General features: G+C 58.5%; 11 protein-coding genes. 8 read left to right on the forward strand and 3 right to left on the reverse strand.

Features of this window, described 5'->3' with window-relative positions; translation table 11 throughout:
* The first annotated feature begins 683 nt into the window (after positions 1-683).
* The 4 genes from FJD38_RS22195 to FJD38_RS22210 are packed head-to-tail and all read left to right on the forward strand — an operon-like array spanning position 684 to position 4,379.
* Positions 684-1,580 carry a TauD/TfdA dioxygenase family protein gene (locus FJD38_RS22195; protein ID WP_122784261.1) on the forward strand — a complete coding sequence of 299 codons (897 nt, stop codon included), beginning with the start codon at positions 684-686 and terminating at the stop codon, positions 1,578-1,580.
* A gap of 34 nt (positions 1,581-1,614) precedes the next feature.
* Entirely contained in the window at positions 1,615-2,628 is a 1,014-nt protein-coding gene (locus tag FJD38_RS22200) for an ABC transporter substrate-binding protein (RefSeq protein WP_146387587.1), read from the forward strand.
* A 5-nt stretch (positions 2,629-2,633) separates the two neighbouring features.
* Entirely contained in the window at positions 2,634-3,494 is an 861-nt protein-coding gene (locus FJD38_RS22205) for an ABC transporter ATP-binding protein (protein WP_146387589.1), read from the forward strand.
* An 18-nt stretch (positions 3,495-3,512) separates the two neighbouring features.
* Entirely contained in the window at positions 3,513-4,379 is an 867-nt protein-coding gene (locus FJD38_RS22210; RefSeq protein WP_146387591.1) for an ABC transporter permease, read from the forward strand.
* A 13-nt stretch (positions 4,380-4,392) separates the two neighbouring features.
* Here FJD38_RS22210 and FJD38_RS22215 read toward each other — a convergent pair whose 3' ends face one another.
* Entirely contained in the window at positions 4,393-5,625 is a 1,233-nt protein-coding gene (locus tag FJD38_RS22215; RefSeq protein ID WP_146387593.1) for an MFS transporter, read from the reverse strand.
* Positions 5,626-5,910: 285 nt separating this feature from the next.
* Positions 5,911-7,806 (reverse strand): penicillin-binding protein 2, encoded by a 1,896-nt coding sequence (mrdA, locus tag FJD38_RS22220; RefSeq protein WP_122784256.1) that lies wholly within the window; start codon positions 7,804-7,806, stop codon positions 5,911-5,913.
* A 190-nt stretch (positions 7,807-7,996) separates the two neighbouring features.
* On the opposite strand from mrdA, the gene FJD38_RS22225 reads away from it, so the two are divergent.
* The gene (locus FJD38_RS22225; RefSeq protein ID WP_146387594.1) at positions 7,997-8,920 is read left to right on the forward strand and encodes a 1-aminocyclopropane-1-carboxylate deaminase/D-cysteine desulfhydrase; all 924 of its coding nucleotides are present in this window, start codon (positions 7,997-7,999) and stop codon (positions 8,918-8,920) included.
* A gap of 272 nt (positions 8,921-9,192) precedes the next feature.
* On the opposite strand, the gene FJD38_RS22235 is transcribed toward FJD38_RS22225, so the two are convergent.
* Positions 9,193-10,233 carry a LacI family DNA-binding transcriptional regulator gene (locus FJD38_RS22235; RefSeq protein WP_146387596.1) on the reverse strand — a complete coding sequence of 347 codons (1,041 nt, stop codon included), beginning with the start codon at positions 10,231-10,233 and terminating at the stop codon, positions 9,193-9,195.
* A gap of 204 nt (positions 10,234-10,437) precedes the next feature.
* Between FJD38_RS22235 and FJD38_RS22240 the strand changes: the two genes are divergently transcribed.
* The 3 genes from FJD38_RS22240 to mgrA are packed head-to-tail and all read left to right on the forward strand — an operon-like array spanning position 10,438 to position 15,058.
* Positions 10,438-12,660: a TonB-dependent receptor gene (locus tag FJD38_RS22240; protein WP_146387598.1), complete on the forward strand. Its 2,223-nt coding sequence runs from the start codon at positions 10,438-10,440 to the stop codon at positions 12,658-12,660.
* Between the two features lie 2 nt (positions 12,661-12,662).
* On the forward strand, positions 12,663-14,024 hold the full coding sequence (locus FJD38_RS22245) for an LLM class flavin-dependent oxidoreductase (protein WP_146387600.1): 1,362 nt from the start codon (positions 12,663-12,665) through the stop codon (positions 14,022-14,024).
* Complete coding sequence (gene mgrA / locus FJD38_RS22250) at positions 14,021-15,058, forward strand: L-glyceraldehyde 3-phosphate reductase (RefSeq protein ID WP_122784249.1); 1,038 nt, start codon at positions 14,021-14,023, stop codon at positions 15,056-15,058. Before FJD38_RS22245 ends, mgrA begins: the two co-directional genes overlap by 4 nt.
* Positions 15,059-15,081 lie beyond the last annotated feature (23 nt).

Raw genomic sequence — 15,081 nt, forward strand, 5'->3', positions numbered from 1 at the left:
TCAGATTTAACTATTTGAACCAGAAGCACTTCGTGCTCAGGTCTAATTTTGATGTTGGCCACTGACAGGCTTCCACGAATACGATGTTGGTCGCATGTTATCAGCGTTTTATTTGTAAACACCCTCTTACGGCGAGGTACTTTTGGCAAACGCCCCAAAAGTACCCAAAAGGTCTGTGCCCTACCATACGGCCGAGCTCGCCTAGGCTCGCCCGGTGCCTTCACTCCGGCACTGTTATGGGGGCCCGCCGCGACGGGCCATCCTTGGCCCGATCGCGGCTGGCTCGGCGTCCTGCCTCGCCACCCCCATAACAGCACCTGCGTTCAGCCTCCTGTGATGGGCCCCAGCGTCGCTCCCACTGTTTCGGTGGCAGCAGTGAGATTGTTTTGAAACTGAAAGCTGAAAGCTGGGCTAGATGCTCTGCAACGCCTGCTGCTGTGGCTGCAGCTGCTTCTGTAACAGATTCACGAGACTCTTTAGAACTGTCCGCTAATCAAATCCCTCAGCCCGTCATATCCTTATGCCCTAACGGTATTTAAATTAATTTTCTTATACCTATAAAGTCACACACCTGCGTACAGGTCGACCAATCGACGCGCCGCACGAAATGAACGAACACGGGACCTCCGTGAGTTTCTTATCGAATAGCGCGCTGTTGGGCGTGCACTGCGTGGGAGTGTTTTATGTCTGCACCGTCTGGCTCTACGATTGCTCTGAGCATCGCCCCTCAAGCGTTTCAAATCCGCCCCTTCAACGGAGCCGTTGGCGCCGAAATCATTGGGCTTGACCTGGCACTGCCGGTCAACGATGAAGACTTCGCACGCATTCACCGCGCCCACCTTGAGCACCATGTGGTGGTGTTCCGTGATCAGCGCATCACGCCAGAGCAACAGATCGCTTTCAGCCGCCGTTTCGGTGTGTTGCAAATCCATGTGCTCAAACAGTTCTTGCTAGCGGACCATCCGCAAATTCTCATCGTCTCGAATGTGATCGAGAACGGCCAATCCATCGGCCTCGGAGATGCCGGTAAGTTCTGGCACTCGGACTTGTCTTATAAAGAGCTGCCAAGCCTTGGCTCCATGCTGCATGCCCAAGAGCTGCCAGCCGAAGGCGGCGATACGTTATTTGCCGACATGCATCACGCCTGGGACACCCTGCCTCAAGCCCTGCGCCATGCGGTCGAAGGCCGTTCGGCGGCGCATTCCTATACCGCCCGTTACAGCGAAACCAAGTTCGAAGGCAACTGGCGCCCAACCCTGACCCCGGAACAACTGGCGCAGGTCAATGAAGTGGTGCACCCGGTCGTACGTACCCACCCGGAAAACGGCCGCAAAGCATTGTTTGTCAGTGAAGGCTTCACCACCCGCATCATCGGCCTGCCCGACGACGAAAGCCGTGAGTTGCTGGCGCAGCTCTACGCCCACAGCGTGCGCCCGGAAAATATCTATCGGCATCAATGGCAACCCCATGATCTGGTGTTTTGGGATAACCGTTCGTTGATCCATCTCGCGGCCGGTTGCCCCCGCCATCTGCGCCGCACGCTCTACCGCACCACCATTCAAGGCGACGCGCCTTACTGATCCGCCACGCTTTGACACTTTCAAGGAACTTCTCATGCCCCTGTCATTAAAAACGCTGGCCGCCAGTCTTGGCCTCAGTTTGCTAGCCGCAAGTTTTGTTGCGCCGAGCGTAGCCCATGCCGAAGGCGAGATTCGTATCGCAGAACAGTTCGGCATTGTTTACCTGTTGCTCAATGTGGTGCGCGATCAACAACTGATCGAGAAGCACGGCAAGGAGGAGGGCATCGACATCAAGGTGGACTGGACGCAATTGTCTGGCGGCGCGGCGATCAACGATGCCTTGCTCTCCGGCTCGATTGATATTGCCGGTGCCGGGGTTGGCCCGCTGCTGACGATCTGGGACCGCACCCACGGTCGGCAGAACATCAAGGCAGTGGCGTCGCTGGGCAATTTTCCGTATTACCTGGTGAGCAATAACCCGCAGGTCAAAACCATTGCCGACATCACCGACAAGGACCGTATCGCCGTGCCGGCAGTCGGCGTTTCGGTGCAGTCACGCTTTCTCCAGTACGCAGCCGCCAAGCAATGGGGCGACAAGGATTTCAATCGACTGGACAAGTACACCCTCGCACTGCCGCACCCTGATGCCACTGCGGCACTGATCGCCGGCGGCACTGAGTTGAGCGGGCATTTTTCCAACCCGCCGTTTCAGGATCAGGCGCTGAAGAACCCCAACGTGCATGTGGTGCTCGACAGCTACGACTTGCTCGGCCCCAATTCACCGACGGTGCTGTTTGCCACTGAGAAATTTCGCAACGACAACCCCAAAACCTATAAAGCGTTCACGCAAGCGCTGGCCGAAGCCGCCGAGTTTGCCCAAAACGATAAAGGCGCCGCCGCCGATACGTATATCCGCGTGACCAAAGCCAATATCGACCGCGCCGAGCTGCTGAAAATCATCGACAACTCTCAGTACGAATTCACCGTGACGCCGAAAAATACCTACCCGCTGGCCGAATTTATGTACCGCATCGGCGCGATCAAAAACAAACCCGAATCCTGGAAGGATTATTTCTTTCAAGACGCAAAACCGTTGCAGGGGAGCTGATCACCATGAACGCGTCTGTGCAAGGCCACACGGCCAGCCACTTGAACGCAACAGGGCCTGCCTTGTTGTCGGTTGATAACGTCAGCCTCGAATACCGCACGCCGCAGCGTGTGGTGCGGGCCACCCATCAGGTCAGTTTCGAGATTGACCCGGCGGACCGTTTTATTCTGTTGGGCCCCTCCGGGTGCGGCAAGTCCACCTTGCTCAAGGCTGTGGCCGGGTTTCACCCACCCTGCGAAGGGCAGATCAGGTTGCAGGGCCAAACAGTGACAGCACCGGGACCAGACCGGATGGTGGTGTTTCAGGAGTTCGATCAATTACCACCCTGGAAGACCGTCAAGCAGAACGTCATGTTCCCGCTATTAGCGTCCAAAACACTGCCACGGCGTGAGGCCCAAGAGCGGGCGCTGCACTATCTGGACAAAGTGGGGCTGGCGGCCTTTGCCGACGCGTATCCGCACACACTGTCGGGCGGCATGAAAGCCCGCGTGGCTATCGCCCGGGCGCTGGCCATGCAGCCGAAAATCCTGTTGATGGACGAGCCTTTCGCCGCGCTTGACGCCCTGACTCGGCGCAAGATGCAGGAAGAGTTGCTGCTGTTGTGGGAGGAGGTGCGCTTCACGTTGCTGTTCGTCACCCACTCCATCGAAGAAGCATTGGTCGTGGGCAACCGCATCCTGCTGTTGTCACCGCATCCGGGCCGGGTACGGGCCGAGATCAACAGTCATCAATACAACCTGCACAGCCTGGGCGGTCTGGAATTTCAGCACACGGCGCGCCGTATTCATCGGCTGCTGTTTGATGAGGCGGATACCGGTAACCCGGAACAAGCCCTGAATTTTGCCGATATTCGTATCGCTTATTGAGCCCTGGAGGATTGCCCGATGAGCCATTCATCATCTGTACGCCCGGAATACGAAGTTCACCTTGAACCCCTGGTGTCAGTGCCGCTGGAACGCGAACTGCCCTTGGGGCAACGGTTATGGCAACAGGGCTGGTTGCGTAAAAGCCTGATATTGATAGTGCTGGCGATACTTTGGGAAGTGGTTGCACGGGTGCAGAACAACGACCTGCTGCTGCCCAGCTTTGTGCAAACCGCCAGCGCGCTGTATGACGGCCTGATCAGCGGCGAGTTGCTGAGTAAAGTCGGTATTTCGTTGGTGGTGCTGATCAAGGGTTACCTGATCGGCATTGTGCTGGCGTTTGCCTTGACCACGTTGGCGGTGTCGACCCAATTGGGGCGCGACCTGTTGAGCACCTTGACCTCGATGTTCAACCCGCTGCCGGCCATTGCCCTGTTGCCGTTGGCGCTGTTGTGGTTTGGTCTTGGGCAAAACAGCCTGATCTTTGTGTTAGTGCATTCGGTGTTATGGGCGCTGGCCCTCAACACCTATGCAGGTTTCCTCGGGGTCTCGGAAACCCTGCGCATGGCCGGTCGCAATTATGGTCTGAAGGGTATCCGTTTTGTGTTGTTTATTCTGATTCCCGCCGCGCTGCCGTCAATTCTCGCGGGGTTGAAAATCGGTTGGGCCTTCGCCTGGCGCACCCTGATCGCAGCTGAATTGGTGTTTGGCGCCACCAGCGGCAAGGGTGGGTTGGGTTGGTACATCTTTCAGAACCGTAACGAGCTGTACACCGACAAGGTATTTGCCGGGTTGGCGGTGGTGATTCTGATTGGCTTGCTGGTGGAGAACCTGGTGTTCGACACACTGGAGCGGGTCACGGTCAAGCGCTGGGGGATGCAGCGCTAGCTCGTTCATGGCGTTAAATGGGGTCGAAACGACGGGCCTGTGATCGTGGCAAGCGCCGCCACACCAGTCGACCCAAGGCGATTGCCCAGTTAAGCAGGGCAATCAGCAAAATGACCGACAGCAGCGCCCCCATGCCTTGACTGACGATGATGAGCCCTGCCAGCCAGGGAAATCCGAAAACGCCAACAAAGTACGCCAGGCTGAACAGCACCAGCGATTGCGCGGTGTAACCGGCAGGGGCTTCGTTGGCGGCCAGACCATTGATCACCGAATACGTCAGACCGTAACCCACACCCAGCACAATGGCGGCGAATAAATAAGTAGCGGCAGTGTCAACGGTAAACATAAACATCAGCACTGACGTCACGATCAATGAGGTCAGAATACCGGCCATTCGATATGGGTCGCGCTTGACGATAAACCCGGCGACCAGCAAACGGCAGGTAATCACCGCTGCCATAAAGCCTAGAAAGAAAATCGAATAATCCAGTTGTTTAAGGTGTGCGTACGAGGTTTGAAAGCTCGACAACCCGCCGAAAATCGCGCCCCCCAAGCCGACCATGACGATTGCAAAAGCGGCTTTGGAACGCATGACCAGCGCACCCGCCTGAGGGCTAATCCGGCACACAGTGACCGCTCCCGATACGAGGTGCAGCTGCTTGATTTTCGGCCCTAGCAGTACAAAGGCAACGCCGCCGATCACGCTGGCCATGGCCGCCATCACAAAGGCTGCTTGCAGCGGGTAGCCAAATGCTTCGCTGGCCCGCCCCAGCAGAGGGCCTGTGCCGATACCGGACATCATGCACCCCGACAGCAGGGCGAAATACTTCACCCGGCGGGCGGGTTCAATCATCATCGCGACAATAATGGGGCCTAACGTATAGAACACGCCCCAACCCAAACCCAGAAGCAAGCCGAAGCCCAATGCGCTGAGACCGAACGTCGGGAAGCAGGCGAAGCCGGCACACGCGGCAGCCAGCAGAACTGCCCCGAATGCAATCGTTTTGGGTGCTCCGAACAGATCGGTCAGGTGTCCCGAAAAAATCACGGCAATAAAGGTACTGAACATAGCAGCCGACATAATGCTGCCAGCGTCTGCTTCGCTGGCGCCGTGGGCACTGAGGGACATGGCCAGTAAAAACGTGGTGCCATAGGAAACAGACAGCAGGTAACTGCCCCCGCAGAACAGGGCGAAGAGGCCCTTGGTGTTGCGCTCCTGGTAACCGGGGTTCGCGAGGGAGGGCATACGGGGCATCCTTGAGGTTCAATGGCTGTTTGATGAACCTGATATCAGAAAACCTGCACCCGGCAGGATTCAAACATTTGAATCCTGAGGTGAGTCAGTTCTAAACAAACGCTCAAACCGTTGGAAGAGGGGCCCTCATGACACAACCGGCTGCACGTGTGGGGCGACCGCTACGCGCTCGATCGCAGCCTTCGTTCCTCGTCAGCGGCTACAGGTTACCGCTCGCGAGCTTTTGATCTGCCGGAAGGGGCGGCAGATCACGATCAAAAACACGAGGGCTGTCGTTTACACCGCCGGGCGGGTATGGGGCTTGATCTGCGGGCTGGCGTATTGCGGTTTGAGCGTGCCCTGATTATCGAGCAACCAGGCATCCATCACTTTACGCACCACAGGGCCCGCCACCCGGCCACCCGCTTCGCCGTTTTCGATCATCACCGAAATCACAATCTGCGGGTCTTCGGCCGGGGCAAAGCCGACAAACAAGGCGTTGTCGCGATTGCGTTCGGCGGTCTTGAGTCGGTTGTAACGTTCGCCTTGTTTGATGGCCACCACCTGCGCCGTACCACTTTTGCCCGCGATGCGGTATTGCGCACCCGAGGCAGACGCCCTGGCAATGCCGCGCGGGTCATGCATAACCAATTGCATGGCATGGTTGACCTGTTCCCACTCTTTGGGGTCGTGCAGAACAATATTGGCGATCGGGTGTTCGTCCACCGGTGGCGTGCCGTCAATGGTTCGGGCCAGGTGCGGACGATTCCACACGCCTTTGTTGGCGATCAATGCGGTGGCCTGTGCCAGCTGCAACGGCGTGACCTGCATGTAGCCCTGGCCAATGCCCAGGATCACCGTTTCACCGGGGAACCAGGCCTGACGGCGAGTGCTGCGCTTCCAGTCACGCGAGGGCATCAAGCCTGATGACTCTTCGAACATGTCCAGCGAGACTTTTTGCCCGATGCCAAACATCGACATGTAATCGTGCATGCGGTCAATGCCCAGTTTTGAGGCCAGGTCATAAAAGTAGGTGTCATTGGAGCGCATGATGGCGGCGTTCAGATCGACCCAGCCGTCGCCGCTGTGGTTCCAGTTGCGGTATTTGTGGTCAACGTTGGGTAGCTGGAAGTAGCCGGGGTCGAACACCCGCGTCGAGGCCGAAATGACACCGCTGTCGAGACCGGCAATTGCCACTTCGGGCTTGATGGTCGAGCCGGGTGCATAGAGGCCGCGCAAAGCCCGGTTAAACAGCGGTTTATCGATGGAGTCGCGCAGTCCCGAATAATCCTTGGAGCTGATGCCGGTCACAAACAGGTTGGGGTCAAAGCTGGGCTTACTGACCATCGCCAACACTTCACCGGTTTTGGGATCCAGCGCGATGATGGAGCCACGACGATCACCCAAGGCTTCTTCGGCGGCTTCTTGCAGTTTGATGTCGAGGCTGAGCACGATATTTTTACCGGCCACGGCGTCCGTGTGGCGAAGCACGCGCATCACTCGCCCCTGAGCATTGGTCTCGACCTCTTCAAAACCAACCTGACCGTGCAATTGCGGCTCGTAGAAACGCTCGATGCCGGTTTTGCCAATCGACTGGGTGCCCCGGTATTGCGTCGGGTCTAGCTGCTTGGCTTCTTTTTCGTTGATTCGCCCGACGTAACCCACGGAGTGGGCGAAATGATCACCTTGCGGGTAATGACGGACAAATTGGGCGTCAACATCAATGCCCGGCAGGCGGTATTGATTGACGGCCAGCAGGGCAATTTGCTCTTCGCTCAGTTCGTACAGCAAGGTCGAAGGGTCAAATGGATGGCGCGCCTGCTTCATGGCTTTGGCGAACACGGCACGGTCTTCTTCGGGCAAGTGCAGAATACTGATCACCGTATCCAGCACCTTGGCGGTATCGCCCGCCCGCTCGCGGGTAATGGTCATGTTGAAGCTGGGCTGATTATCGGCCAGCAACACGCCATTGCGGTCGTAGATAAAACCGCGCTCCGGAGGGATGGGCAGCACGTGCACCCGATTGTTCTCGGACACCGTCGAGTTGTAGGCGAACTCGGTCACTTGCAGAAAGTACATGCGCCCGACCAGTGCACAACTGATGGCCAGCACCAGCGCGGCGCAGGCGACCAGTCTTTTGTTGACCAGCCGCTTCTCGGAGTCGTGATCTTTTAGAGGGATCGGCTCGGGCATATCAGGGGTGTCTCACGTCAGAAAACAGAAAGCAGCAGCCCGCAGATCGTTAGCGGGCTACGAAAGTCGGCGCACACCTTACCAAGAAGCCCGAGTGTGAGTCAGATTATTGGTCGCATTTGAGATGAAAGCCGACAGGCTGCCGAGGTGTAAACTCGCCTCTTTTTTTAATCAAATGGATGGGATCTGCATGTTGCCCCTGATCGATTGGCAGCCACGCGCCGCGCTGCAACGCTTGCACTTTGACTGGTTGCAACGGGCCGGTGTCGAGGTGGCGGTGCTGCGTCTGGATCAGATCGACTCACTGATCAGTGGCAACAAGTGGTTCAAGCTCACCGAACACCTGTTGGCCGCCCACAGTGGCGGTGCGCAGGGGCTGATCAGTCTCGGCGGGGCGCACTCCAACCACCTGCATGCCCTGGCCGCTGCGGGTAAGCGTTTTGGCTTTCCAACCGTTGGCCTGTTACGGGGGCATGCGCAACACACCCCAACCACCCGCGACCTTGAAGACTTCGGCATGCAGTTGCACTGGTTGGGGTTTGCCGGGTATCGGGCGCGCCATGAAGCCGGTTTCTGGCAGCCTTGGCTCGCGCGCTATCCAGCGTTTCATCCCGTCCCGGAAGGGGGCGGCGGGCTGGCCGGTGCGCGGGGGTGCATGACGCTGGTCGGGCAGGTGCGTGAGCAGTTGGGTGACGTGGGTTGGGACGATTACGACGGTTGGTGGCTGGCGGCTGGAACCGGCACCACAATAGCGGGTTTGCTTTTGGCTGAAGCGCCACAGCGCAGGATTTACGGGGCGCTGGCCGTGCCCGAAGATCATGGGGTGGCACCGCAGATCGAGGCAATCTTGCAAGCGGCACATCGCTCGGAATGCAACCTTGAACTGATTGATGCCAGTCGCGGTGGTTTCGCCCGAGTGGATGACACCTTGACCGGGTTTATCCACGACAGCGAATCCGCCAGCGGGCTGCTGCTGGAGCCGCTGTATACCGGCAAAGCGCTATTGGCCCTCAAACAAGCGGTCGACGCCGGGCGCCTTGCCACAGATCAGCGTTTGGTGTTCGTTCACACAGGCGGCTTGCAGGGCCGTCGGGGATTTGAAAGCGGGGCGTGAGGATCTTCGCCGGCTTTACGATTTCCTCTCTACGGTGCGTCAACCGGCTGCTGCGCGCACGGTGCAGCACCTCACGGCGGCCCCAGTCAGAGTGACGATGCCCCCTGATTATCGTAATCGCACGTCCTAAATTTCCTTTCAAACCTGATTAATCACGACGGGTCACTGCGCCTATAAATGTCCCGCTCGCCCAACTTCATTGAGGCAGAGTAACCCGCCAACAAAGATAGCCAGTTAGGCGGGGTGTAATAAGACACCAGGGGTTTACGCGCTCACGTACTTTCACGCTCGATCACCCTGCACGCCAGCTTATTCAGCCGTTGCACCTCGTCCTCCAGTGGCAAAACCCCCAGACTTTCCAGCACTCGCGTGGCCGCCAGCACACCGATCTCCAGTGCAGGCGGTTTGATGGTGCTTAAACTCGGCAGCAGCATTTCGGCAAAGGGATAATCGCCAAAGCCAAGCACCGCACAGTTTTCGGGAATCTTCAGCCCTGCGCGTTGCCCGGCAAGCAATCCGCCCGCCGCCAGGTTGTCGTTGGCAAAGATAATTGCATCCGGTGGAGCAGGGGCCAGCATGAGCGCTTGCATGGCCTGTTTGCCGGCTTCAAAGGGCGCCATACCCTCTTGGGGGGTATACACCCGCGGCTCCAGTCCCAAATCGCGAACGGCGCTGAGGTAGCCATCGCGGCGCTCCAATGCGCTGAAATCACCCGCGCTGCTGTTCAGTACAAAGGCAATGCGTCTATAGCCTTTTTTATGCAGGTAGCGCGCGGCTGTAACGCCCACCTCAACATGGGAAAAACCAATCTGTATCGGCCCGCGTGCGGGTTGGTAGTCCCAGGTTTCAATCACCGGGATGTCCGCTGCGGCGATCATTTTTTCGGTGCCCGGGCTGTGAAAGTGACTGGTCAACACCAACGCTGCGGGCGACCAGCCCAGGAATGCGCGCACCGCACTCTCTTCCTGCTCGACGCTGAAGTAACTGGATGCCAGCAGCAGTTGATAGCCGTGGCGACTCAGCGTGTCGCTGAAACCCTGAATCGTGTTGGCGAAAATTGGCCCCGATATGTTGGGAATGACCATGCCAACGATTTTGCCGCGCGCCGAGGCCAGCCCTCCAGCAACCAGATTGGGCACGTAGCCCAATTGCGCGACCACCGCAGCAATGCGCTCGCGTCGCTCCGGGGAGACCTGGTCTGGCTGATTGAAATAACGCGACACGGTGATGGCCGAGACCCCGGCCTGTTGCGCGACAGTGCTTAGAGTCACGCGCCCGGCGCCACGGCGTTTGCGGGGTGAATGGTCGATCAACGCGCACTCCTTGTAATAACTAAAGGGTATATCAGGGCAATATTTAAGTATTTGACGGTCTATGCGACGGTTATTGATACTGGCGATGTTAGCGCTAACAACGCGCTTTGTCTGCTACTCGCTCGAGCGAATGTCCAAGACACATTTCCGCCATTGTCGTCGTAGAACGGCAGCGGTTCAGGGCACTTTTTGAGCGGGTAGACCATGCGTATTTTTCCTGGGGCAACACACACACTGGCGCACACGTTGTGCGCTGCGGGGTGGTTCTTTACCGGCTTGGGCGTGGCGCCCGGCCTGACGTTCGCCGCCGACAGCAATGAACAGGCGGTGACCCTTCAATCCGTCACGGTCAGTGCGACCCGCCGCGAAGAACCGCTGCAAAAAATCCCCGTGGCCGTGACCGTCGTCAATGGCGAGCAACTGGAACGAGACGGGCGCAACAGCGTCTCGAGCATCGTCCAGCAAGTTCCCTCGCTGAATTTTCGTACCGGTGCCTCGAACAAGGACACCTCGTTGTTTGTGCGGGGCGTGGGCACGATCTCTACCTCGCCCGGCGTTGAGCCGACGGTGGCGACGGTGATCGACGGGGTGGTCTACGCGCGTCCGGGGCAGACGACCCTCGACCTGTTGGACCTCGATCGCATTGAAGTCTTGCGTGGCCCGCAAGGTACGTTGTTCGGCAAGAACGCCTCGGCCGGGGTGATGAACATCGTCAGCCGTGCACCCACCACTGAAACCCACGGTTACATCGATCAATCGAACTTCACCGGCAACGAAAGCCGTACGCGCTTCGGTCTGGGCGGAAGTTTGATTCCTGACACCCTCACGGGCTCGTTCACCGCCATGTTCCGAACCTATGACGGCAATGTCGATAATCAGTACAACGGGCAGGAGGTGAATGGCTACAACCATAAAGGCGCGCGCGGCAAGTTGGTGTTTACCCCTGACGATGACCTCACGCTCACAGTCATTGCCGACTACATGCAGTCCCATGACGACGCCCCCAATGGCGTGGTCGTCCAGTCACTGACGCCGGGCTTTGGCAATGCGCTGGCTCCGGTATGGGCGTCCAGCGACAACCGCAAGATCAATACAGACACCCGTTCGCGTGTGGCAGACATCAATAAAGGCCTGTCTGCCCAACTGGACTGGAATCTGGGTGATTACACCCTGACGTCGATCACCGCGTGGCGGGGTTGGGACAACACTCAATATCAGGATGGCGATCGCCTGAGTACCATCACCGCCGACTTTCCAGGCTCTGCCGACAAAGGCGACCTGACGTTCAATCAGTATTCGCAAGAGCTGCGGCTGGCTTCACCCAAGGGGGATTTTCTGGAGTACGTGGGTGGGCTGTTCTACATGCACGGCAAGGATGACGAAACCTATCAGCGCACCTTGACCACGCCTGCGAGCGTCAACCGCGGCGTCGCCGATTACAGTACCACCAGTGACAGCTACGCGGTCTTCGGCGAAAGCACGCTGAACTTCACCCCGACCTTGCGTGGCATTGCCGGCCTGCGCTGGACCCATGACGATTTGAAATACGATCACCGCCGAGTGTCCACGTCGGCGACCGCCGTGACGGGCATCCAGCCGGACACCAGCAGCTCCGGGTCAGTGGATGAAGACGGCTGGTCAGGTCGGCTTGGCCTGCAATACGACCTGACCGACACCGTCACCACCTATCTGACCTATTCGCGAGGCTATAAAGGCCCGGCCTACAACGTGTTCTTCAACATGCAGCCGCGTGATACCGGCGCACTCAAACCTGAAACGTCGAACAACTGGGAACTGGGGATTAAAACCACGGCCTGGAACCATCGCCTTACCGCTAACGTCGCGGTATTTCACAGCGAATACGACAATTATCAAGCGAACTTCTTCGACACGGTTGCAGGCCAAGTCGTTACCCGGCTGATCAACGCGGGGAGTGTCAGCACCGAAGGCGTGGAACTCGACTACGCGTTGCAGGCGACTCGGCAATTGAAGCTCTCTGGCGCACTGGCATACACCCATGCACGTATTGACGAATTTGGCTGCCCAGCAGGCGCGGCCGCATCGTGCAACGTCAATGGCAAGCCGCTGCCCTACAGCCCGGACTGGAAGAGTTATGTGCGCGCCGACTACAGCATCCCGCTGGATAACGGTCTGGATGTAGAACTGGGTACCGATTACAGCTGGCAGAGCGAAGTGCAGTACGACATCAGCCAGAACCCGGACACCAAGCAGGGCACGTATGGCATCTGGAATGCCAGCATCGCGTTGGCGGATTACACCAACGGCTGGCGTGTGGCGCTGCTGGGCAAAAACCTCGCGGACAAGTCCTATTCACCCTTGCTGGCCACAGGCGGCAGCTACATCTACCGCGCGGTTCCAAGGGACGATGAACGCTATTTTGGTGTGCAACTGCGCAAGGAATTCTGAACATGACTCGACAGCTCAAACTGGGCGCCTTTCTCATGGCCGGCGGTCACCACGTCGCCGCATGGCGTCACCCTGAGGCACCGGCAGACGCCGGGCTGGACTTCAGCCATTACAAACGCTTGGCACAGATTGCAGAGGCAGCGAAGTTTGACGCTTTGTTCGTCGCCGACAGCATCGCCGCGCCGAGGGATGACATCGCCAGTCGCATGGCCCGTTCGGCTTACTTTGAGCCACTGACATTGCTGTCAGCCTTGAGTGCGGTGACGGAGCGCATTGGGTTGATCGCCACGGCCACCACCAGCTACAACGAGCCCTACCATGTAGCGCGAAAATTCGCGTCGCTGGATCACTTGTCCGGCGGGCGGGCAGGGTGGAACCTGGTGACCTCGGATAACGCCGCTGAGGCGCAAAACTTTGGCCGCGAGCAACATATCAGTCACGCTGAACGCTACAGCCGCGCCCGCGAGTTTCATCAGGTCGTCACGGGACTGTGGGACAGCTGGGAAGATGATGCATTTGTCCGCGACAAGATCAGCGGCGCTTACTACGACCCCGCCAAGCTGCATGTGCTCAACCACCAGGGTGAGCACTTTCGGGTCAAGGGCCCGCTGAATGTGGCGCGTTCCCCGCAAGGGCAACCGGTGATTGTGCAAGCCGGCTCATCCGGGGTCGGTCGCGATTTGGCCGCACAAACGGCAGAGGTGGTGTTCACCGCACAAACCTCATTGGCCAATGCTCAGGCGTTTTACGCTGATCTCAAAGGCCGTTTGAGCCAATACTGCCGCCACCAGGACTCCCTGAAAATCATGCCCGGTATTTTTGTCGTGGTGGGGGCCACTGAAGCGCAGGCGCAGGAAAAATTTCAGACCTTTCAGCGGCTGGTCGAGCCTGAAGTGGGCGTGGCTTTGCTGGGGCGCATGCTGGGCAATTTCGATTTGTCGCAGTTCCCGCTGGACGGGCCGCTCCCCGACTTGCCGCTGACAGAAAGCGGTCAGCAAAGCCGTCAGAAGCTGCTGACCGAATTGGCAGGTGAAGAAAACCTTAGCCTCGCCGAACTGGGCAGAAAGATTGCCGGAGGGCGCGGGCATTACACCCTTGTGGGTACAGCGGTACAGATTGCCGACCAGATGCAGGCGTGGTTCGAGCAAGGGGCCGCCGATGGATTCAACGTGCTGGTGCCTCATCTTCCGGCAGGCCTGGAGGATTTCGCCAATGAAGTCATACCTGAGTTGCAACGCCGGGGCCTGTTCAGAACCGAATACGAAGGCCGTACGTTGCGCGAGAACCTTGGCCTGACCCGGCCTGCCAACAGCTTCACGCGACAACCACATTCCTCTACAGACCAGCAGGACATCGCTCAATGACCTATATCGCTGCCGAAAACCGCTACGACGCCATTCCTTATCGCCGCGTGGGCCGCAGCGGGTTGGTGCTGCCGGCACTCTCCCTTGGCCTGTGGCACAACTTTGGCGACAGCACGCCGATCGACACCCAGCGTGCGCTGTTGCGTACAGCCTTCGACCAGGGCATCAACCACTTTGACCTGGCCAACAACTACGGCCCGCCCTATGGCAGTGCCGAGATCAACTTCGGCCGTTTGCTGCGTGAAGATTTCAAGCAGTACCGCGATGAGTTGATCATCTCCAGCAAAGCCGGGTGGGACATGTGGCCCGGCCCGTACGGTCAGGGCGGTGGTTCGCGTAAATACGTGCTGGCCAGCCTCGATCAGAGCCTGCAACGCTTGGGCGTGGACTATGTCGACATTTTTTATTCCCACCGCTTCGACCCGGACACCCCGCTGGAGGAGACGGCCAGCGCCCTGGCCACGGCCGTGCAGCAGGGCAAGGCGCTGTACATCGGCATCTCATCCTACTCAGGGGTAAAAACCCGAGAAATGGCGGCGTTGCTCAATGACTGGAAAATCCCGCTGCTAATCCACCAACCGGCCTACAACCTGCTCAATCGCTGGGTGGAAAAGGACTTGCTGGACACCACTGAAGCACTGGGCAGCGGTGTGATTGCCTTTACCCCCCTGGCGCAAGGCTTGCTGACCGACAAGTACCTCAACGGTGTGCCGACGCAGGCGCGGGTCAATCGCGCGGGCGGCGACTCCTTGCTGCCCTCGCATCTGAGCGAAGCCAACCTCGCCCGGGTACGCGGTCTCAACGAGATTGCCAGGGCGCGCGGTCAGAGTCTGGCCCAGATGGCATTGGCCTGGACACTTCGCGACCCTCGGGTGACATCAGCGTTGATCGGTGCCAGTCGACCGGAGCAGATCATAGAGAACGTCGGTGCCTTGAAGAACCTGCACTTTAGCGTGCAGGAGCTGACCGAAATTGACCGGTTTGCCCAAGAGGGCGGGATCAACCTGTGGGAAAAGCCCTCGAAGGCTGAGTAAACAAGGCTATCTCAGGTGTTCTT

The organism is Pseudomonas saxonica (genome assembly GCF_007858365.1).
Classification (GTDB): domain Bacteria; phylum Pseudomonadota; class Gammaproteobacteria; order Pseudomonadales; family Pseudomonadaceae; genus Aquipseudomonas; species Aquipseudomonas saxonica.

Bases quoted from the DNA above. Each gene is read 5' to 3' on its own strand.
- FJD38_RS22195 (WP_122784261.1), top strand. From the start codon at position 684: ATGTCTGCACCGTCTGGCTCTACGATTGCTCTGAGCATCGCCCCTCAA.
- FJD38_RS22200 (WP_146387587.1), top strand. From the start codon at position 1,615: ATGCCCCTGTCATTAAAAACGCTGGCCGCCAGTCTTGGCCTCAGTTTG.
- FJD38_RS22205 (WP_146387589.1), top strand. From the start codon at position 2,634: ATGAACGCGTCTGTGCAAGGCCACACGGCCAGCCACTTGAACGCAACA.
- FJD38_RS22210 (WP_146387591.1), top strand. From the start codon at position 3,513: ATGAGCCATTCATCATCTGTACGCCCGGAATACGAAGTTCACCTTGAA.
- FJD38_RS22215 (WP_146387593.1), bottom strand. From the start codon at position 5,625: ATGCCCTCCCTCGCGAACCCCGGTTACCAGGAGCGCAACACCAAGGGC.
- mrdA (WP_122784256.1), bottom strand. From the start codon at position 7,806: ATGCCCGAGCCGATCCCTCTAAAAGATCACGACTCCGAGAAGCGGCTG.
- FJD38_RS22225 (WP_146387594.1), top strand. From the start codon at position 7,997: ATGTTGCCCCTGATCGATTGGCAGCCACGCGCCGCGCTGCAACGCTTG.
- FJD38_RS22240 (WP_146387598.1), top strand. From the start codon at position 10,438: ATGCGTATTTTTCCTGGGGCAACACACACACTGGCGCACACGTTGTGC.
- FJD38_RS22245 (WP_146387600.1), top strand. From the start codon at position 12,663: ATGACTCGACAGCTCAAACTGGGCGCCTTTCTCATGGCCGGCGGTCAC.
- mgrA (WP_122784249.1), top strand. From the start codon at position 14,021: ATGACCTATATCGCTGCCGAAAACCGCTACGACGCCATTCCTTATCGC.